This is a genomic window from Methylomonas sp. 2F7 (genome assembly GCF_057126975.1).
On record NZ_CP195203.1, the window covers coordinates 4636430 to 4657026 of the forward strand.

The 20597-nt window shown below is 46.6% G+C and carries 22 protein-coding genes; 12 read left to right on the plus strand and 10 right to left on the minus strand.

What is annotated here, in order from left to right:
• Position 1 precedes the first annotated feature (1 nt).
• From ACR64Q_RS20880 to ACR64Q_RS20900, 5 genes are all read left to right on the plus strand, one after another.
• On the plus strand, positions 2–409 hold the full coding sequence (locus ACR64Q_RS20880; protein WP_483823423.1) for a restriction endonuclease subunit S: 408 nt from the start codon (positions 2–4) through the stop codon (positions 407–409).
• Positions 410–504: 95 nt separating this feature from the next.
• On the plus strand, positions 505–1353 hold the full coding sequence (locus ACR64Q_RS20885; RefSeq protein ID WP_483823424.1) for a DUF4268 domain-containing protein: 849 nt from the start codon (positions 505–507) through the stop codon (positions 1351–1353).
• A complete protein-coding gene (locus tag ACR64Q_RS20890) occupies positions 1350–4547 on the plus strand; it encodes a type I restriction endonuclease subunit R (RefSeq protein ID WP_483823425.1) in 3198 nt (1065 codons plus the stop codon). The genes ACR64Q_RS20885 and ACR64Q_RS20890 overlap by 4 nt, the downstream gene beginning before the upstream one ends.
• Positions 4548–4973: 426 nt before the next feature.
• Positions 4974–5357, plus strand: coding sequence for a helix-turn-helix transcriptional regulator (locus ACR64Q_RS20895; protein WP_313733008.1), 384 nt, complete (start codon positions 4974–4976; stop codon positions 5355–5357).
• Between the two features lie 175 nt (positions 5358–5532).
• On the plus strand, positions 5533–5667 hold the full coding sequence (locus ACR64Q_RS20900) for a hypothetical protein (RefSeq protein WP_313733009.1): 135 nt from the start codon (positions 5533–5535) through the stop codon (positions 5665–5667).
• 65 nt (positions 5668–5732) lie between these two features.
• Here the strand turns inward: ACR64Q_RS20900 and istB are convergent, their stop codons facing one another.
• The 7 genes from istB to ACR64Q_RS20935 form a co-directional block, all read right to left on the minus strand.
• Positions 5733–6479 (minus strand): IS21-like element helper ATPase IstB, encoded by a 747-nt coding sequence (gene istB / locus ACR64Q_RS20905; protein WP_313733010.1) that lies wholly within the window; start codon positions 6477–6479, stop codon positions 5733–5735.
• On the minus strand, positions 6479–8023 hold the full coding sequence (gene istA, locus ACR64Q_RS20910; protein WP_313733011.1) for an IS21 family transposase: 1545 nt from the start codon (positions 8021–8023) through the stop codon (positions 6479–6481). The genes istB and istA overlap by 1 nt, the downstream gene beginning before the upstream one ends.
• A 200-nt stretch (positions 8024–8223) precedes the next feature.
• Positions 8224–8529 (minus strand): hypothetical protein, encoded by a 306-nt coding sequence (locus ACR64Q_RS20915; protein WP_192376959.1) that lies wholly within the window; start codon positions 8527–8529, stop codon positions 8224–8226.
• Between the two features lie 293 nt (positions 8530–8822).
• Positions 8823–9155 (minus strand): AAA family ATPase, encoded by a 333-nt coding sequence (locus ACR64Q_RS20920; RefSeq protein WP_483823426.1) that lies wholly within the window; start codon positions 9153–9155, stop codon positions 8823–8825.
• Positions 9156–9165: 10 nt separating this feature from the next.
• Positions 9166–9315 carry a hypothetical protein gene (locus tag ACR64Q_RS20925; protein WP_483823427.1) on the minus strand — a complete coding sequence of 50 codons (150 nt, stop codon included), beginning with the start codon at positions 9313–9315 and terminating at the stop codon, positions 9166–9168.
• Between the two features lie 3 nt (positions 9316–9318).
• The gene (locus ACR64Q_RS20930) at positions 9319–10611 is read right to left on the minus strand and encodes a restriction endonuclease subunit S (RefSeq protein ID WP_409521200.1); all 1293 of its coding nucleotides are present in this window, start codon (positions 10609–10611) and stop codon (positions 9319–9321) included.
• Entirely contained in the window at positions 10602–11222 is a 621-nt protein-coding gene (locus tag ACR64Q_RS20935; protein ID WP_313733014.1) for a DEAD/DEAH box helicase family protein, read from the minus strand. Before ACR64Q_RS20935 ends, ACR64Q_RS20930 begins: the two co-directional genes overlap by 10 nt.
• Before the next feature lie 193 nt (positions 11223–11415).
• Here ACR64Q_RS20935 and ACR64Q_RS20940 point away from each other — a divergent pair, with 193 nt between their 5' ends.
• Positions 11416–13284: a TniQ family protein gene (locus ACR64Q_RS20940; RefSeq protein ID WP_313733016.1), complete on the plus strand. Its 1869-nt coding sequence runs from the start codon at positions 11416–11418 to the stop codon at positions 13282–13284.
• A 291-nt stretch (positions 13285–13575) separates the two neighbouring features.
• On the opposite strand, the gene ACR64Q_RS20945 is transcribed toward ACR64Q_RS20940, so the two are convergent.
• A complete protein-coding gene (locus ACR64Q_RS20945) occupies positions 13576–13806 on the minus strand; it encodes a topoisomerase DNA-binding C4 zinc finger domain-containing protein (protein WP_313735047.1) in 231 nt (76 codons plus the stop codon).
• A gap of 221 nt (positions 13807–14027) precedes the next feature.
• Between ACR64Q_RS20945 and ACR64Q_RS20950 the strand changes: the two genes are divergently transcribed.
• Together ACR64Q_RS20950 and ACR64Q_RS20955 are read left to right on the plus strand one after the other, a co-directional pair.
• Positions 14028–14180, plus strand: a complete 153-nt coding sequence (locus ACR64Q_RS20950; protein ID WP_313733017.1) for an AbrB/MazE/SpoVT family DNA-binding domain-containing protein — start codon at positions 14028–14030, stop codon at positions 14178–14180.
• Positions 14181–14414: 234 nt separating this feature from the next.
• Positions 14415–14846, plus strand: a complete 432-nt coding sequence (locus ACR64Q_RS20955) for a hypothetical protein (protein ID WP_313733018.1) — start codon at positions 14415–14417, stop codon at positions 14844–14846.
• Between the two features lie 618 nt (positions 14847–15464).
• On the opposite strand, the gene ACR64Q_RS20960 is transcribed toward ACR64Q_RS20955, so the two are convergent.
• Positions 15465–16013, minus strand: coding sequence for a HEPN domain-containing protein (locus ACR64Q_RS20960; RefSeq protein WP_313733019.1), 549 nt, complete (start codon positions 16011–16013; stop codon positions 15465–15467).
• A 592-nt stretch (positions 16014–16605) separates the two neighbouring features.
• Here ACR64Q_RS20960 and ACR64Q_RS20965 point away from each other — a divergent pair.
• From ACR64Q_RS20965 to ACR64Q_RS20980, 4 genes are all read left to right on the plus strand, one after another.
• Positions 16606–17088: an HNH endonuclease gene (locus ACR64Q_RS20965; protein WP_313733020.1), complete on the plus strand. Its 483-nt coding sequence runs from the start codon at positions 16606–16608 to the stop codon at positions 17086–17088.
• A gap of 491 nt (positions 17089–17579) precedes the next feature.
• Positions 17580–18215 carry a hypothetical protein gene (locus tag ACR64Q_RS20970; RefSeq protein WP_313733021.1) on the plus strand — a complete coding sequence of 212 codons (636 nt, stop codon included), beginning with the start codon at positions 17580–17582 and terminating at the stop codon, positions 18213–18215.
• 12 nt (positions 18216–18227) lie between these two features.
• On the plus strand, positions 18228–18461 hold the full coding sequence (locus ACR64Q_RS20975; RefSeq protein ID WP_313733022.1) for a hypothetical protein: 234 nt from the start codon (positions 18228–18230) through the stop codon (positions 18459–18461).
• 24 nt (positions 18462–18485) lie between these two features.
• Positions 18486–19367 (plus strand): hypothetical protein, encoded by an 882-nt coding sequence (locus tag ACR64Q_RS20980; RefSeq protein WP_313733023.1) that lies wholly within the window; start codon positions 18486–18488, stop codon positions 19365–19367.
• Between the two features lie 346 nt (positions 19368–19713).
• Here ACR64Q_RS20980 and ACR64Q_RS20985 read toward each other — a convergent pair whose 3' ends face one another.
• Complete coding sequence (locus ACR64Q_RS20985) at positions 19714–20595, minus strand: plasmid partitioning protein RepB C-terminal domain-containing protein (RefSeq protein ID WP_205452423.1); 882 nt, start codon at positions 20593–20595, stop codon at positions 19714–19716.
• Between the last annotated feature and the right edge of the window lie 2 nt (positions 20596–20597).

A 20597-nucleotide genomic window follows, 5' to 3' on the forward strand; every position in this document is an offset into this window, starting at 1 on the left:
ATTGAAGAATGACATTTTAATTGCGAAGGATGGAAGTTATTTGAAACACACTTTCGTTGTCGGTGAAGAGCAAGACTTGGTTATATTGTCTTCTATTGCAATGCTCCGTCCAAACAGTTCAATTCGCCCAAATTATCTGTGCTTCACTTTGCGCGACCCTGTAACTAAGGCACGCATGAAAGGAATTGTGTCGGGTGTGGCTGTTCCACGTATCGTTCTAAAAGACTTTAGGAAATTTCAAATCCTAGTGCCAGCAGAAAAAGTCCAGTTTGAATGGGCAAGAATTATTGACCCAATGGTTGAGTCGTGCCGTGTTCTGGTTTCTCAGATTGAAAACCTCCGCAAAACCCGCGACCTACTTCTGCCACGCCTACTCTCCGGTCAGATCAATGTAGAGAACCACGAATGAAATTTAACCTAAGCAAACTGGAACGGGTGCCACTGCGTGTAGCTTGGAAACATGAGGCAAACGATTTTACGCCGTGGCTAGCGGATACCGACAATTTGAACTCGCTAGCCGATGCGCTGGGCCTGAGTGAGCTGTTGCTGGTGGCTACCGAGCATTGGGTTGGGGATTTCAAGTTGGATATTCTTTGCACGGATGGGGAAGATAAGGTCATCATTGAAAACCAGCTGGAAAAAACCAACCACTCGCACTTAGGTCAGATCATTGCCTATGCCGCTGGTGTAGGCGCGAAGAAGGTGATTTGGGTTGCGGAGACATTTCGGCCCGAGCATGCTTCCGCACTTCAGTTTTTGAATGAAAACACCACGGATGCGCTGAGCTTCTTCGCGGTTGAGGTGGAGCTTTGGCGCATTGGTGATTCGCCTCTGGCACCGAAATTTGAGGTGGTGGTCAAACCCAACGATTGGGCGAAATCAGGTCGTGAACTGGCGCGCGCCGCGACATCTACGTCTCCAACCAAACAATTGCAGCAAAAGTTTTGGATGGCCTTAATCGAAAGATTGAAGGTGAAAGCGCCACATATTCGACCACAGAAGCCGCGTCCCCAGCATTGGTTGAATAATTCCATCGGGCGTTCTGGGTTTGGTTTAAACCTGACGGCCAATACCCGCGATGAACGGCTAGGCGTGGAATTGTGGATTCCGGGAATGGCGGCAAAACAGCATTTCGCCAATCTCTCTAAGTACAAACAGGAAATTCACGACAAGTTAGGTTTTGATTTGGATTGGCAGGAACTACCCGACGCGATAGCCTGCCGCATCGCTACATGGTATTCACAGGCATCTCTTGAAGATGAAAGTCGGTGGGAGGAATATCTGGACTGGCTAACACAGCGGTTAATCAAAATGGATCATGTGTTGAAACCGATCGTTAAAGCATTGCCATGAGCCACCACGCCTATACCGAAGATCAACTGGTCGAGCAGCCCGCCATAGAGTTATTTGCCGAACTTGGCTGGCAAACGGTATCGGCGTTGGAAGAAAGCTTCGGAACAGGCGGTATGCTGGGCCGGGAAACCAAGGGCGAAGTGGTGTTGGTAGTGCGGCTACGTGCAGCGCTGTGCAAATTTAATCCTTCGCTGCCGCCGGAAGCCATCAGCAACGCCGTTGATGAGCTGATCCGCGACCGCTCGGCCATGAGCTTGGAAGCGGCTAACCGCGAAGTCTACCGGCTGCTGAAAGACGGCATTACGGTGTCGGTGCCCGATTTGGAACATGGCGGCCAGAGAACCGAACGGTTACGGGTGGTGGATTGGCAGCACCCGGAGCACAACGACTTTATGCTGGTCAGTCAGTTTAGCGTGACCGGCGCACTGTATACCTGCCGGCCTGATCTGGTCGGTTTCGTCAATGGTTTGCCGTGGCTGGTCATCGAACTTAAGAAACCCGGTGTGCCGGCACACGCGGCTTTTGCCGAAAATCTGACCCATTACAAACAGCAGATTCCTGCGCTGTTCTGGAGCAATGCATTGCTGATCGCCTCGAATGGCACGGATAGCCGGGTCGGGTCGCTGACCGCCGACTGGGAGCGCTTCTTCGAGTGGAAACGCATAGCCCGCGAGGACGAGCCACGGCGGGTGTCTTTGGAAGTGATACTGCGCGGGACTTGCGACCGTAACCGTTTGCTGGATCTGGTGGAGAATTTCACGCTGTTTTCTGAGCACAAAGCCGGGTTAATCAAAATCGTCGGCCAGAACCATCAGTTTCTCGGTGTGAATAACGCCATCGCTGCGATGTTAAAAGCCCGCGAATTGGGCCACGGGCGCGGCGGCGTGTTTTGGCAAACTCAGGGCAGCGGCAAGAGCTTTTCGATGGTGTTTTATGCGCAGAAGGTGATGCGTAAGTTGATCGGCAACTGGACCTTTGTCATCGTTACCGACCGGGTGGAACTGGACGAGCAAATCGCCAAAACCTTCAAAGCTGTCGGCGCGGTCAGCGAGGCCGAAGGCGATGCATGTCATGCTGCCAGTGGCGCACACTTGCGGGAATTGTTGCGCGGCAATCATCGCTACGTGTTTACCCTGGTGCACAAGTTCCAGATGCCCGAATTACTGTGCGACCGTTCCGATGTAATTGTACTGACCGATGAAGCCCACCGCAGCCAATACGACACCCTGGCGCTAAACATGCGGGCGGCCTTGCCCAACGCGCTGTTCCTGGCCTTTACCGGCACCCCGCTGATCGCCGGCGAAGAGCGCACCAAAGACGTGTTTGGAGATTATGTGTCGATCTACGATTTCCAGCAGTCGATTGAAGACGGCGCCACGGTGCCGCTGTTCTACGAGAACCGAACGCCGGAATTGCAGCTCGTCAATCCGGACTTGAATGAAGACATTTACCGCCTGATCGAGGACGCCGAACTCGATCCCGACCAAGAAGCCAAGCTGGAACGGGAACTGGCCCGTCAATACCACCTACTGACACGCGACGACCGGCTGGAAACGGTGGCAAAAGACATCGTGCGGCATTTTCTGGGGCGCGGCTTTATCGGCAAGGCGATGGTGGTTGCCATCGACAAGGCAACCGCTCTGCGGATGTACAACAAGGTGCAGGTGCATTGGACGGGGGAAACCGAACGAGTACGAAAGGAGCTTGGTGAATTGTCCTTCCTTCCACGGGGTGCAGAGACGAACCCCGAGCAGGCCCAGCGCGATTTGCGTATGGCTGAACTGAAGGGACGATTGGATGTGTTGGTCAGCACCGACATGGCGGTGATTGTTTCGCCTGGGCAAAATGAAATCCAGCAGATGCAAACGTTGGGATTGGACATTGCGCTGCATCGCAAGCGCATGAATGAGTCGCAGCCGGGCTTGGACGAGCGGTTTAAGGACACAACTGATCCGCTGCGCCTGGTTTTCGTCTGCGCCATGTGGCTGACGGGCTTTGATGCACCCAGTTGCTCGACGGTTTATCTGGATAAACCGATGCGTAACCATACGCTTATGCAGACCATCGCCCGCGCGAATCGGGTCTTTCCCGGCAAGCATAGCGGCATGATTGTCGATTACGCCAATGTGTTTGTCTCGCTGGAAAAAGCGCTGGCGATCTACGGTGCCGGCAAAGATGGCAAGAATCCGGTCAAGGAAAAGCAGCAGTTAGTGGATGAGCTGCGGCAGTCCGTTAGCCATGCCACTGCATTTTGCGCGGCGCATGGCGTGGCGTTGGATCAGATTGAAGCGCTGCCCGCCGGGAGCTTGCAACGCTTGCAGGCCATAGAGGACGCGATCAATGCGTTGATTTCGCCTGATCCTTTACGGCGGGAGTTTTTCGGACACCAGCGCTTGGTCAACACCCTGTACCAAGCCGTCAAACCCGACCCTGCCGCGCTGGAGTTTGCCAGTCGCGCGGCTTGTTTGGCAACGCTGGCCGAAGCGATGCGCGTCAAGCTAAACCCCAATCCACCGGATATTTCAGTTGTGATGGGTCAAATAAACAGCTTGCTGGATGATTCCATTACCGGCCACGCCATTCGCGAACAGGGGCCGCCGGCCTTAGACCTGTCCAAGATCAACTTCGAAGCGTTGGCCTCGCGCTTCAAACAATCCAAGCATAAAAATACTGACCTGGAAGTGTTAAAGGCGGCGATTCGTGCGCAACTGGAAAAAATGATCCGCTTGAATCGCACCCGTGCCGACTTTGCGGAAAAGTTCGAGGCGTTGATTGAAAGCTACAACAACGGCAGTGCCTCGATTGAAGCGCTGTATGCCGAATTGCTGGCCCTGAGTAACAGCCTGAACGACGAGCAGCAGCGTCATGTGCGGGAGCATATGAGCGAGGAAGAACTGGTCATCTTCGACATTCTGACCCGTCCCGCACCGGAACTGACTAGCGAGGAACGCAGCGAAGTCAAAAAAGTGGCCCGCGAATTATTGGCACGCTTGAAAGAACTACTGGTACTGAACTGGCGGCAAAAATCCACGGCCCGCTCACAACTGAAGCTCACCATCGAAGACACCCTCGATTCCGGCCTGCCGCGCGCTTACACGCCGAAAATTTACCAAAGTAAATGCTCGGCGGTGTTCGAGCATGTGTATGAGAGTTACCCGGAGCGGAATGCTGGGGTGTATGTTCAATTCAATTAGGCCATTTCTTTGAACCAATACCAGCAATATTTAGTTCGGATAAATACATCACCGTTTAATGCGATCAGTTTGAACTGCTTTCGAAATATTTTTGCGCGATTGGAAAGCTGGTAACAGCTTGCTTAACATCGAAGACAAACCACTCGCCCCCTATAACTACCGCCAATACATATTTTATTCCTTCCACCATTGGAAATTGGCAATCATGATCGCCATATAATCAATGGGCGTTTTTGAGGTAACCGGCCGCAAAGTAATGGAAAACATCTCCTAGCCACTTAACATAAACGTATGATAAAAACATGAAATGAGGCTCAAAGAGCCTATGTAATTCATAGGGTTAGGCTGTGAAGACCATGAAAAATTCTTTGAATAAAATTTGGGAACGTATTACCATTGAGAGACATCACTGAGACAAGGTAACTAATGACTCCGTTTGGGTTGTTTTTGGAAAACATTCGGCGTAGCCGTCAACTACAACAAAAACAATTGGCCGCCGATCTGGGTATTCAAGCCAGCTACATTAGCTCTCTGGAAAAAGGCAGAAAGGCGCCGCCATCGAAAAAAATAATGGAAAAGCTGATTAGCGTTTTAGATTTAAATGAAGAAGAGCAAAACGCTATGTGGGACAGTGCGGAACAATCCAAACGATCCTTCCAATTGCCTGACAACATGGTGCTTGCTGAGTATCAATTGATAAATGAATTAAGAAAACAACTAGGGACATTGAACCAAGGACAGATTACGCTGATGTTGAACGTCCTTGCCTTAAACGCAACCGCGAGTCAGCGGTCAAATACCGGGAGATAAACATGTAAAGTGCAGCACGGAACAAACCAGATGGCTTGCCCCGCACTGCAAGCGAAGTAGATACTCCGCCCTCGGAAAGCTCAGTATCTCGCCGCTCACAGTTCTAGTCAAGCCTACCCTGGCACAACTTACCACCTAAAGAAAACTTCATTACCGAATGCGGTAAGGAATCGTTATGTCTATAAATTCGTATGGCGGGCGCAATAGCGCCGGTCAGGGCGCCGCTTTGCGCCTGAATATTACGCCACAACCCAAAGCCGAACGGGTGCATAATTGCACCCACTTGCACACCCAAGTGCACGACATCTGAACACCTAAGTGCATCACTTGCACACCCTTGGTCTAACTAGTTGCACAAGTGATGGATTTCGTCCTCTAGGATGTATTTTTACCTTTCAGCTTCCGCATCGATTCGCCCTTGAGTTCTATCGGATGAGCCCGATGGACGATCCGGTCCAAAATAGCGTCGGCGACCGTGGCGTCTTCGAACAATTCATACCATTTATTGGTCGGATATTGACTGGTTAGGATTAAGGAGCCAACCATCGATTGCTGATCCAGGATTTCTAAAAGTATCGGCCCTAATTGGGCGGGTACGCCGCCAATGCCGACATCGTCGATGATTAATAACGATGCGGTGATTAATTGACGTCGCAGTTTGGGCAAACTGCCGTCGGCTATCCCCACGGTTAAATTCTCAAATAGGCGGGTTGCGGTCATATAGAGCGTACTTAATCCTCGCCGGCAGGCTTGTTGACCAAAGGCACAGGCGATCCAACTTTTGCCGGTGCCGGTCGTACCGGTCAGAATCAGATTTTGTTTTTGCCGCATCCATTCACCGGTCGCCAACGTTTGTATTTGCAATGGGTCCAGGCTACGTTGATTCCGGTAATCGATGTCTTCGAGTACCGCCTGGGAATAACGGAGTTTGGCGTTTTTCAAAAGTCGTTCGATTTTGCGGGCGTCTTTACTCAACAATTCCTGCTCGATCAACAAACCCAGACGTTGATCAAATGGCATGTCGGTAAATTTCGTCTCGGACTGCTGTTTTTCCAAGGCCGCGGCCATGCCGTGTAGGCCAAGCTGAGCCAGTTTATGAGGTATGGTACCAGCGATGATCATTAGGGCGCCTCCGATGTGGTAGTGAAATAATCGGCGCCACGCAAGTTCTCGTGTTCAATCACCTTGACGGCTGGCACCTTAGACTGGCGACTATCAGCATTGGTGCTAATAATCCCCCTTAGCCGGTCAAAACCCAGGCAATTTAACCGTAGGGCATGGGTACAAGCTGATTCAATGCGCTCCTGCCAGTGGTCTTTCTGGGCGTCTCGCCTTAGTAATTGCGCGGCTTTCAGACGGCTGGCAAAGTAGCGTTTGTCTTCCAGGCTACGTTGCAGAAACGTCACAGTGGACGGGCCGAGGGATTGCGCCCAGGTCTGTAAGCCTTCCAGTGTCCCTTCGCGAAACAAACGGTGGTTGGGAGGCATATGTTCATCCAATGTGGTTCGACCGGGACCGAATTTTCGTGTGTGCGATGCAATTAATCGGCGTTGGTAGTAGACATGGAGAAACTCGTCGTTGGCCCGAATATCAACCTGTTGATGAGCATAGGTATACAACACCGAATAGTAGTGTTGCTCGTATTCAACGTGATAGCTTTCATCTACTCTGACCTGATAACGCCATTGACTATACGGATAAGGATCTTCACGAAGTCCTTTTAATGCAGGCGCATCCAGATCGAGAAATCGCTGGAGCCGACTGGTCGGATACGTCCGGGTGGTACGTTCGTTGAGTTTTTCCATCCAGTAGCTGATGGCGGTATTCAACTCGTTCAAACTGAAAAATACTTGATCACGCAATCGGGCGAGCACCCAACGCTGTACGATTTGTACGCCGATCTCACCCAAAGACTTATCCTTCGGTTTGCGGGGTCTGGCCGGCATCACGATGAAATCGTAGTGCTCGGCAAATTCTTGATAGGCTGAATTCAACAACAAACCCTGTTTATTGTTTTGTAGCACTGCGGATTTTAAATTGTCCGGCACGATGTAACGCGGTACACCACCGAGATGCGCCAACATGAGCGCGTGAGCCTTCAGCCAGTCGGCAATTTTCTGGGAGGCGACGGCAATGGCAAACAAATACCCGGAAGCACCCAGTGCCCCGACAAATACATGGGCGAACCAGACTTCGCCAGTTTCAGCGTTACGAATCGGCATGGTGCGCCCGCAAAAGTCGACGAAAATGTATTCGCCCGGAAAATAGATTTGACGCAGACTGATCTTACAACTGCGTTTCCAGGCTCGGTAACGGCGGCAATATTGCTCGTAAGAAAATCCCTCCGGATTGCACTGGCGATATTCCTCCCAAAGCAATTGCAAGGTCATATCCCGTTTGTACATTTCTGAATGCACCTGAATCCAGTCTGGAACAGGTTTTCGAGAATCGCCCGACTTTTTATCGCCGAACAACGCTTGGTAAAGCTTGCCGTCATCCAGGGCGTGGAGATCAGCCCATGTCAATTGTTTTCCGAGCAACACCACTCGGACCGCTCTGACGGTATTGGGTGAAATGCGGCAGGAGATGCCAATGGAGCGCATCGAAAGGTCTGGGTCTGCCAAGAGTCGAATCACTTGGCGCAAAGTGGTTATGGATATTTTCATTGTCATTCCTTCGCAACGGGCATGCGAAATCCTTCGCCCGTTGCGATGTATTAAAAAATGGGTTTTGGAACAGACAGCCGACTTGACGCCGGCCTGGATTAGATCGACAATGAAACTGTCATGAGTCTGTGAATTTCTTGACAGTTTCTTGAAAAGCCCGGGGTTGCAGCCCTGGGCTTTTGTCGTTCTGAGTCTGTGAATTATTTGGGCTTGTCAGCTAGTTCATTTGTTGGCTCCTGGTCTTTATTAGTTTGTGGGATAGATAAGCGCTGTTCGGCTAGCCAACGTGCAACGTCCTGCGTCAACGCAAAACGGCCACGCCGGCCTTCAATTTCGAATTCCACTACCGGTATCCGCTGCCGCAAACGGGCTTGGCGATAAGCCGCCGGATTGGTAAATCCCAACAATTTCCAGAGGTCGCGACTCGCCAATAATGGGCCGTACAGGCGAGTCAACGTCTCCTGCAATTCCAGTATTAAAGGCTCGATAGAGTCGGGTTGTGTCATGTTGCGCTCGGTAGTGATTCTGATGCCGAATAGCCTAACCGAAGTCGTTTATTGAAAAAACTGGAGAGTTTAAGCAAACTTTTACTGTAAATTAGCAGTTAACATTTATATAAATCAATTGGTTATGAGTTTTCGCGTCGAAGAAAAAAAGCAGCTGCTCCTGCAGCAATTTTGGGATGATCCCAGCAATCGACGTCTCATCAATATCTTACGCGTCCGTTATTGGTATGCCGGCGTCAAGCAAAAAACCGGTCTGAGTACCGCCTACCAACTGGAATGCTACTTTGAACCACTCACAAAAGCATCGATTGATAAAAGAACGCCATTTCGAAACAAGTGGAGTAGGTATCAATCCGACAAGCACAAGCCCGGTCGGGCTCATCCAGCAAAAACAAAGAATCTTTTCCACCAGTGAATTTAAGCAAGCCCAGTACCGTAAGCAATTGCTGTTCACCTTCGCTCAACTCGCGAAATGTAAGTGGCTCATCGCTGGAAGCAACTTTTACCCGTATATTGACTTCCGAAATGATTTCAGAAAGCAGTGTGCTTTCCAGCATCTTAAATAATTCGTCAGGACTCAGGTCACGAGCAAATTGGCGCAATGAGTCAACACTGGGTAAAAACAAATGAAAAAACTCATTGCGAATATTGCTGCCAGTTAACGTCGTATCTTCCTGACGAGTTACGGCCCACGATAACCGTCATCAAATTGTTTTCGTCAAAATCAACGACGACATTTTCCAGATTCTTGAATCTTGACCGGATATGCAACTTATCAATTTTCACGAACTACTCTTCAGATTTACTCAATTCAAACCAATCTTGACCGGTGCTATCCAGGCGATTTCGGACAATGGTTTTAAGATTGAGCTGTTGCCTAATATCCAGAAAGAATTGCTCTAATTGCTGTGTATCGGCATCACTCGGATAACCTGAGCTTGCCAAAAGCTCTTGCCCAGATAATGGCTTACCAGCTGCTTGCAGCGCCTCATAGACTGGAATAATTTGTTTCGGTGTCATGATTTCACTCGACTTTTTTTTTACTTTGGTTGCTTTGCCCCCCGCAAGTTGTGCATTCCGTTCAAGCTGAATACGTTTAAGCAAAGCCTCGGCACTGTTTTCACCACTGATTAAATCGGGATTTTGCAACCGCCAGTCAGTAGTGAGTTCGCCGCGAAAGGCTTTGGCGAGAATGGATTGCGTCAGGCGGTTGACACGATATTGGGCATCTTTAACGCGTTGTTCGATTTGGTCGGCGTAAGAGATAAGTTGTTCAACTCGCAGCGATATTTCTAACTGCTCTTCCATAGATGGGATTGATATTTGAAGTGGATATATTTTTGCACCACTAATTACTGGTTGAGCAGTTGACGCAGAATCAACATTCAAATTAGTTGCTTTCAGCAATAAATACGCAAACTTTTTATCCACCAATTCAGACGGAAAACTAACAATCAATGCATTATCCGTTACCCATGCCAGTTGTTCAGTAAGATGAACCGATCCACAATAAAAACCGACACGACCAATCACAATCGTCGGTTCAACGATATTCGCTTTATCGTGATAACCATTAATTCCATTTCCACCATACACCGGAATTTTTCCATCACTGATCATTTCCTTTGCTGTTAATCCATCACCAGATTTAACAGAAAATACATGACCAAGACACAGTTCGAGCCAACCTATCTCGGATTCGGAAATGGCGCTTCCAATATCTTTAGCTTTGGGCTTAAAGTTAGATTCAGAAATCAGGCGTTGATGGTCAGTAAAACTTAATGAATATTTATTGTGGCTTCTCCATTCCTCAGTCAACTTCCCACTCACCGCCGCAGCCAGCATGGATTGGCGGAAGCGTTTGAGGATTTTGGGGATGGCGTCGAGGCGGGTTTTGATGCTATCTACCTGTGTCAGCAGTTCGTCCAGTTTGGCGGCGATTTGGTGTTGTTCAGCAAGTGGCGCTATTGGAAAATTTACTTCTGCTAATCCTTGTTGGGTAATTTGTGGTTGCGCTGATCCAGAAATTGCGTCTTCAAATCCCCTGGCTTTCAATGCATAAAAAAGGTATTTCAGTTGGATAGGGTTTGGTTTTGTTCCAGCGGGGCATCGTTGAAGTTATCAATCGCTTGCTGGCCCAGTGCGGTACGATCCACCAAAAACAAGATGCGTTTGAAGCGCTCGGCTTTCAAGAAGCGATACATCAAACCAATGATGGTGCGGGTTTTTCCGGTGCCGGTAGCCATCGCCAATAGACAGTTGTGCTGGTCGGCTTCCAATGCAATTTCGACCGCTTGTACGGCATTTTGCTGATAGTCGCGCAGGCGCAAATATGCGAAACCTTCTTGTTTCAGCTTTTCTTCCGCCACTGCCTTGCTGCGTAGTAGTTTGTCCAACAGGCCTTGTGGGCTATGAAAATCCGGCAAGGGTTTTGCGAGATTGGACGGCTCGCGGACGTCGCGAAACCAAGTCCCCGATTGTTCGGCCAATTGTTTGACAAACGGCCTGCCATTGCAGGAATAAACGTAGGGAATTTGATAATGGCCATCCTCGTGATCCGGCCAGGCTATGGTTCGGCCTTGCAGTTGCCAAGCGGACTGCATGTTGGCTGTCGGTGTAAAGCCGCGCGAATAGCGTTCGGCTTGAGGGATTTTGCCCGCGACGTTGATGTTTTCACGCTTACCAGTTTGCACTTAACGCCGACTTGCCAGGCATCGACCGCAATTGTTTGCAAGCGGCGTTCAGTGAATCGATTTGGGTTGAAGGCGTCGGCAAGTTGAATCCCTTCAATGCTGAATTTCTCGGTAAACGGCTGGATCAGCGCGGTATGGTGTTTTACAAAGCGCCGGCTGTTGAGTTGGCAAAGACGAGAAAAAAGGAGCAGCTATGAGCGATACCCAATTATCTCTGATTTGTCCGCCTCTTCGGACCAATTGCTATTTTGATGAAAATCCGATTAGTTACCTAGCGCGATTGGCCGATAAGAATACTTATTCGTCTTACCGGTGGTTATTAGAAGGCAAAGGCGTAAAAACTGTCGATTTTGAAAAGTTGTATCAAGCCTGTGTTGAGGCTGAATGGACCGGATTTGAGCACACAGCCTGCTGGCTTCCTCAGGTCTGCGCATTACCGAAAATCCATCTAAATTCCAAGCGACTCCGTTATTGCCCAATTTGTTTACAGGAAGAAAACTATTGGCGAATTAGCTGGCAACTGAAAATATCGGTTGCCTGCATAAAGCATCGAATATGGTTAATGGATTTGTGTCCTCGTTGCCAAAAGCCCTACAGCTTTCACGGCCCGCGTAAGAGTGCCGGCAAATGTTTGGAATATCTTGCCAGCGCCGAAACCAAACCTGCGCCGATAGCGGTGATTCGGTTGCAACAGTTCTTGGAGGAGGGTTTGTTGCCAGGTGAGCATCCGCTGTTCGATACAGCGCAGTGGTTGCCATTGCTTCGGCGTTGTGAATTCTTGGTGTTCTTAATGAGTTGGCTGGCAATCGGAGAGGATTTGGCTAAACCTGGTCGCCAGAACTTCGAGCACTTGGCTGACTTTAGCGTGAGAACAGAACAATGTGCAGATGCGTTGTTTTCCAACCAGAACGGATTTTGGCGCTACTTGCAAACGGTCCATCTTACCCATGCCAGTTTTATCGGCATTCAGCAAAAAAGGCTAGTGTATTTTTACCGACAATTTTTCAATGATTTTCCCGAGCCGATGTTTCAGCCTTTAACGGAAATTGTCGAACAATACGCCACCGAGAATTTGATCCGCGACATCACGAAAAAGCATACCTTATTCAGTCCCGATGCCAAAAAAGTTCAGCTGTGGTATTCGTTTAGCAGAGCATGTCGGGAATACAATCTAGCGCCATCGGAGCTAAATCGAGCGATTATAGATAAACAAGTCGCTGTTCATCTTGAACAAACCAATACCGAGTACAGTATGTGCTCGGTTTATCGCCCTGACTTGGAGAAGATTCTGCCACATCTAAAGGGGCTTGTGACAGCGTACGAGGCTGCCAACATCCTGGGTGTGACCAAGGCGCAATTCATACAATTGCAAAATAATGGCTGTTTTAAATTTGAAGTGGCTCCGCGGAGGGGTTACTGTACGACTTGGCAATATTCTAAATTGGAGCTAGACGCGTTGATGGAAACCATCAACAAAAGCGCGGCGCCCCCTACGGAGGACTGCGTACTTCTGGCTCCAGCCATGCAAAACCGCATCCAAGGGCGGATCGAACTGCCGTTCTTACAAGTGTTCAAAGGGATTATCGCTGGGCAGATTATTGTTCGAAAACCAGACGCTAAGCCTCGAACATTTCGGGAATTCTGGTTAGACAAAGCGGAGTTTTGCAATTGGATAAAAGGGCTGCAACCTCAATCAAATGCCATGACGATTACTGACGTGGCAGAAGTACTTTGTATCAACGAAGAATTTGCCTATCAGTTAGTCAATCGCGGTTATCTTATTCATAGCGTCGGCCCTCGAGGCACTAAGATGGTATTTCCAGATCATATTCGGCGATTTAGGCGGGAATTCGTTATCTTATCCAAGCTCTCGGAAACATCTGAGATCGCTTCGAGTCGAATAATAGACATACTTGAAGACGCCGAAATTTATCCCGTTGATCATGGCGAATCGAAAAAATTGCGGCAGAAATTATATGCGCGAGAAGATTTATTGAAATCCAGTTTCTTGTTTCGCTACGTACAACATTTACCGGAAACTCGCCAATTACTGGCGAGTTAGACGTAATCCAGAGAATGAAGGAGTTGAGGCTCATTCAACATGCTCAAGGTGGTTGCCGGCAGATTAGTGGATAAATGGGTGATTGCCTTGAAGGAAATCCATAAAACTATTAGTAGTTCCTAAAGTACGTAGACCGGTTCCTAATGTACGGATTATTCGGAAAATAAGTCCGCAAAAGGCCATGATCACACTCAAAAACGCGTGTAACGCGTACATTAGGAACACAATGTTAAAGTCTGAGATCGAGCAAAAAGTGTTATAGATACAGTATCCGCCTTATCAAATCTAACGTTAAACAGCTTTCACAGTGCGGCATCTGGGATAAGTGCTGCACCCCCAAAACTGATTACCTTGGTTGTCTCCTGTTTTAGCGGTTCTCAGGATCATCGGTTTTCCGCATTTAGGGCATGCGTTTTCAGGTTGCTGCTGCTTTTGTTCTACGATGGTCTTAACATGCTTGACGTGCTCTATATGAGTTTTGATAGAGGGCTTTACGAGACCCGCTTGGATTTTACGGCACACCTTCGCGATCTCGCTTTCGGTCAATAGGCGCTGTTGTTTGCTTTTGATAAAACGAATATCAGACAATCTTTATTGCTTCAACATAGCAGATGATGTCATGACTCGTTATGGAATGTTTGAGGGGTTTAGGTTATGTGTTATAAACAATCACGCGAAGTATTTCTTTCCTTAGAAACTTCGCCTAACTCAATGATTAGCGGCAAGGACTATCTAAAAATAACATGAAAAAATTCCCTAACGCTGCAAAGAAAATTAAAAATAATTATTCTAAACGTAGATATACCCTAACGCAATTACTCGGCAGAATCACGCCTCAGAACAAACATTCTGAATTTGGTTGGGGTACGCCAATCGGAAAAGAAATCATTGAGTAATTTTTGATACTCCACATTTACCGGGAATAGGTTTATGAATGTCCTAAAGTCGACCAAGCTTTTACATTATGTTCAACATTTGCCGGAAATTGACTTATTGTTGGTCCCTTACGAATTCCTAAGGTAATAAAAGAGAATTTGTAGTGGCAATTTAATGTGAACGCCTTGCCATTAAGAGATTTCAGCGCTTTGGCGACCAATTACTTTTAACGTTAGCTGATCAAATGATAAACCATGGAACCAGAAGTCCCTTTACCAACTGATAATATTTACAAGTTCTATGCGATGTTTGGGCTTGTTGTCATGTTAACTACTGGCATAATGTTTTTCATTAGAGCTGAGGAATACAACCGGCGAGCTTTCGAGAGATATGCCCCTATAAGAATTCTCGAAGCTAAAGATAAGCTCACGGATTCTGAAAAGCTAGATTTATTTATTCACGAACAGAAGCAAGCTATAGACAAATCAAATAAAGAGTTCGAGCTAGGCTTATATGTGTTTTTATTTTTACTGCCTGGAACATTATCAACAGCCTATGGATTCTATATGTGGCATACAAAAATCCAGCCGAAGCAAGATGAGCTAATAGATCTCCAAATTGAAAGGTTAAAGGTAGATATTAAATTAGCTAATAAAGAAGTGCAGAGACGTCGTTATGTTCGCTAATGACTGGAGCCATTAATTTAACTGCCCTTCAGACTGTTGAAGGCTTTTTTACCGGACAATGGTGTAAACCGTATCATGACTGCACGAACTCGCGCCGCTTGCCTATCTGTACTTGAAATCGTGGTACGCTTATCGTATCGATCGGTTATTCCCGCAAGCCAAACATTTGAAATACGACCCCCATCGCCCTTCTAGTTGGTCTACTATGCCGCCACATACATGGCACACTTCATCACTATCTCCGCTACGCCATTTCCACAGCCTAAAACTGGAGTAAAGAAAGGAAATGGTAAACGAACTTAAGCACACCAATAATCCATAATAAGCGCCGGTAGATACTAATTGATCAATGATAGTAGTTATAGGCCTAGTGCTATTCGCTTCAGATGATGCTGACGTAATAAAAACGGTTAGAAACGCCGCCATCAACAAACATCCAAAAGGAAATCTATATAAGCGAATTAACATTCTTGTCAAAGGGTCAAAGAAAAACATCTAAATTCCTACGATGATCATAATTGGTTTTTTAAATTCTAGCAGGGCGATCTTGCCCACTTTTCCCAGACACATCGCCAAGAGACGTATTTAAGTACTAAGCAGATCCACTATGGAGGATTGTTAGAGTTTTTCATCTAGGAAAACATCCGTCGCTCTTACCAAATCTTTGATGAAGCGAATGTGCTTACGTAAATCTTCACGAGTGACCGCGTGAGCCGCAGGTTGGCTTGGATCTGGTCGCCATGATCGGTGCGCAATATCGCCACGCTTTTTGGCAATCTTACTGAGTTCGCTACGTGCGCGACTTGGATCATAATTATTCCAAGTCCAACCTTCGGTCACATCGAAGCCCAGGTACTTAACGAAAATGATCTTGACTCTTTCAGTGCTTGGAGTATGAAAGTACTTCAGATCGTTTTCTAGAGACGACTTGTAGAATTTCACAAAATGACCTGCGTCAGAACCGAGGCCGGACATAGCATCCGCAGCCTCTACAATTCTGTCCTCAAAATAGGTTTCCAATGCCGCCAAAGCCATAACAAGGCACGCTCGTTTGAGTACTTCTGCTTCCGGTGGTGGCGGTTTTTTGTTCAACACATCAAAGTGATTTAATAGATCATCTGCATCTTGAATAGCGTGCTCAAATGTTTGTAAAGCTTTTGATGTCATGGACACTCTCTAACGTATGAACCTGAACCTGCTTCCGGGCAGATCATTCTGGTTTTCTTATGTTTAAAGCGTAGCATGACTGCCGAACTCGTGCTGCTTCCTGCCATTCTGCTATCAACTACTGCGGCTCTTTTTGATAGCGACGCATGAGATCCGGTGGGGCTGCCGTATGTTTATCGTAAATTACGCTCCAGCGGCTAACCTCAAGTAGCACCGGCACCAGATCGATTGCTTTGTCCGTTAGTTTATAAAAACACTTGGCGTTTGTCTTCGGGCTTATGTTTGCGGATAACGAGTCCGTCCGTTTCCATTTTCTTCAGTCGCAAAGCTAAAATATTAGTTGCTAACCGCTAGTTTAGATAGCGCTGCAAACATTGCAAACTAGCCACTGTCTTACCATGGCGCAGACAGTCGACTCCGAAAATGGCCTTGGCAGCGGTCAATCATTCCCCCACAGTATTGACTAGCAGGGTCATTGTTAATTTTAATTTGGTTGGGTATCGGTATTTACGATACTGTGGTCATATCAATTTATAACGTCGGGATGCTATGACCCGAGCTTGCAAACGCCGTTGGCACCCAAGGGGGTAGAATGGCTAGGTTATGTAGTTTCCTGTCGCTGGTAGTCCTACTGTTTTCTGCAAGCACTCGTGCTGACGACATTCCCGATTTAACCAAAACACCCGGTGTAACTCGTCCAGGTCTGACAAAATCCAAAATCTGTAGCATCAAATGGGGTGCGGATGAACGCCACGTCACGCCGAACATGAAGAAACAAGTATTCGCAAACTATGGATTTAGCGGTTATGACGACCCACGCTGTACGACCGATGCGCATGGCAGAACTTGTGAAATAGACCATCTCATCAGTCGTGAACTGGGCGGTGCTGATGACGTCAACAACCTTTGGCCGCAAGCCTATGGCGGCACACCCTGGAATGCCCACTTGAAAGATAAGTTGGAAAACCGGTTAAACAAAGAATTGTGTGCTGGACGGTTGTCGCTCAGCGCAGCTAGACAGATGTTAGTCAATGACTGGCGTAATGCCTATATAAAGTATTACGGTCAACCGTGAAGATGGGATTTAAAGCCAAGGTTAATAAGCTTGCTTCATACGGTCAGCGACAGTCAGTGTTCGACCCAGGCTGTGTAAAAACGTCAAACAATAACAGCAGGATGGCTATAAGTAAGAAGAGGACGCCCATGCCCTTCCTCTCCGGTAACGCCCATAGCGGCGTCATTTCAACTTAAAAGTAGGTAGGCGGTACTTCAATTTCCAGAATCGCTAATGAACCGGCAAGACATAGTGCTGTCCAACGTCGGAAGAAATCACTATTCGTATAGAGTCCGCAGCCGCACACCTTGCCTTGATTCTCAGCTGTGATCACTAGATAGACTAAACGATGTTAAATATTGATTCCCTGATAGAGCTATGGACTTGCTCGAAACAGCAATTTTGATGGATCAGTGCTAGAATAATAGAGTTTGTCAGTAAGAATCCATGCATGAAGGGCATGGGGAGCTATAACGGTCAACATTGACCCGCTTAATTCAAGAGCCATATATATGAGACCTGTTAAAGGAAGTTACAACATTGTAATTGTTGGGGCTTGGAATCCAAGCATTTTTAATCCTCAATGGATAAATAAAAACCTCCTTACAGAAGGCGAAGAAGCTACGATTGCTTTTCCGTTAAATGACACTTCCCTCCCTGTTCAGATAAGCATTCCTAATATAAAGCTTTATCCATCAGCTCAGCGATTAGAGATAAAGCCAGACAATGAAAATTCTAGCGGATTAGAATTTGCGATTGATATTGGTAAAAAAATAGCAACACTACTCGAACATACACCTGTTAGCGGCATTGGCTTTAATTTTAGCTTTGAAGATACGGATGACATAGATACTATTTCATCGAAATTTGATTTACTTGATAGCACCGCAATAGATGCTAATACATACAAACTAAAGCAAACCATCGTACAGAGAATATATGAACTGGACAGCAGACAAATATTGAATCTATCCATATCATATAACATGAACTCTATTCGAGCGGATTTTAATTTTCATTTTGATGTGTCTAATTTATCAGATGTTATTTCAATTCTTGACGAAAAAACTGCTATTCAAAGGATTGCACAAGCTACTGATTTTATAAAAAACGTCTATGAAATAGACCTTGATGAAAACAATAATTAACGGATATTTATCATGAACGCAAAGTCAGCATCAATCAATTATACTGCAACATCATCGTCGGCTGGTTCTAATGCCTATGAATATGTATTTTATACATATAAACAGGATAATGTCGTTAATACAAAAAGCAGCTTTCCCACAAATAAAACTATTTACGCGATGACATCAGGAAAAGTTGTAAATAAAAAATCAATTATCAGGGATGAATTTAGAAAAATTAATATGACATTAAAAGGAGCTGTTTGACATTAATGTTTGTTTTTATTGAAAATGAATACGCATTTCACATACACAGACGCTCCCGACAAAAGCTCTCTTAAGCAGGGCGATATACTTGCAAAAACACCAGGCTTAATTTCTCTTATAGATACCATACACCCTCACTATTCAGCGAATGAGTATACGCATTTTCAAATATTAACTCAGAGCTGTGACCTCGTTAGAAGAAACGGTAGCGATTGCAAATCAAGATACATAACTTTAGCAGCAGTTAGAAGTCTTGACTTGGTTATTAACAGGTATATTTCCGAGATAAAGAGCGATGCCCCAATTAAAATTGATGAAAAATTATTTTGCTCATCGAAAAACAAATATTTGTTAGAAGATAAATTAAAGAAAATTTATAACAACAATGACAAAGAGCTTTTTTTTCTTAAAAAAATGCCTCAACTTGGCCTACCTGAAGATAGCTGCACATTTTTGTTACTATCAATAGCAATCCGAGCATATGAACATTACGATCTGTGCTTAGATGCCAAAATCTTGGAGCTTAAAGATAACTTTCAATCAAAACTCGGATGGCTTGTTGGTAATTTGTATTCAAGAGTTGGGACAGAAGACTATGTGCCAGCTGGAGCGCCTGACAAAGCGACTTTTGAACAAATGATTAATGAAGTTCTACAGGAACATATTGGCTGGATACCTGAGAATATTTATAAGGAATTTAAATCTACAGCCAAAACGCTAGATTATAAGGATTTTGACGAAATAATTACAAAAGCAACCGAAAACAAAGATAAAAAGTGCAAAACTAAGCTTGATGCCATTATTTCAAAAATTGCGAAAGCAGCATCGCTTGATGACGATGCAAAAGAAAAAGTTAGAAACTCACTTGCGGCAGATCCAACTATTCAGAAAGTAATCAATACATAGTTAGTTGACACCTTAAGCACAACACCGCGCTAAAGTCTGCTCATTTATTGCCAGAATAATTCCCAGAAAATAAGCTACAGAAAGACGGTTGCCTAGCTTATTTAAATCCAAATTTCCTCCTTATGAAAGGCTTTGTTGCACAAATAAAGTTTTATGTCTATGTCAAACCCGTGCAGTAGTTTTCATCGTCTTGAAAGAGGCTAATGAGAGGGAACAGCGACGGGTACGTCTTCCTGGGCGGTGGGCCGCTGCAAAGCTGTCGGTGGCGAACGGCCGGTTGTGCCCGGGAACTTGCCGGCCAGCATTTCATGGTTTGCCCGCTCATGGCCGTGTCCGACAATGTGCATTATTTATCCAGCGATACCGTCTGGATGATGTTTTCAAACTCGGCCAGTACGTCAGGCTGATGAAGCCGCAGGTAACGCGACACTTGCGGGTTATCGAGTAGTTTGGACAAATATCCCTTGGCCAGAACCAAATTTAGAATGACCTCACCATACGTTTGCTCGACCAATTTGTACTGCCCATGTAAATTAGTCATTTCTCGTTCCATTTTGCTGATTTGCTCGGGCGTTACGCCATTGATTCGCTTGGCTTTGCTGGGTTCGACCAATAAATTGTCAGGCGTCGCCATCAACAATGCCTGGGCGTAGGGCACGGTCAAATTGTTGGCTGACACCATGAGTTCCACGCATTCCAATTGTCGAATGGGTTTCATTTTCCGCAGCACCGGACTCACATAAGCCGAGAATTCCTGGTCCTTCAAGAGCTCAACTACCTCAGCGCATAAGCCATCCAGTAAATTGAGCTTTTTGTCCACGAAACTGATATCCATGTTCAACGCAATGGCGAGCCGCTCCCGGGAGACACCGCGTTCCACTGCTCGACGAATCATGTAATGTTCATGCACGGTAGAAAGCCGGTTGATACGATTGTTGTAGGTATAGGATTCGTCGTCAGTGGCTATGAGACAGGGGGCATCGTCATATTCAAACTGGCGCAGCACCATCAACCGAATATGGCCATCCAGCAGAATGTGGTGCCCCGTCGCTTTATTAGCCTTGCCGATGGTCAAAGGCTCTATCAGGCCGACTTCGGCAATTGATGATTGAATTTGCTTAAACTTCCGGGAGTTCAGCAAACCCTCTGGCGTTTTTCGAGAAGGTAAAATCCGATCGAGCGGAATCACCAATTGTGACATTTCAAAACCGAGGGGTAATTCTGTCACAG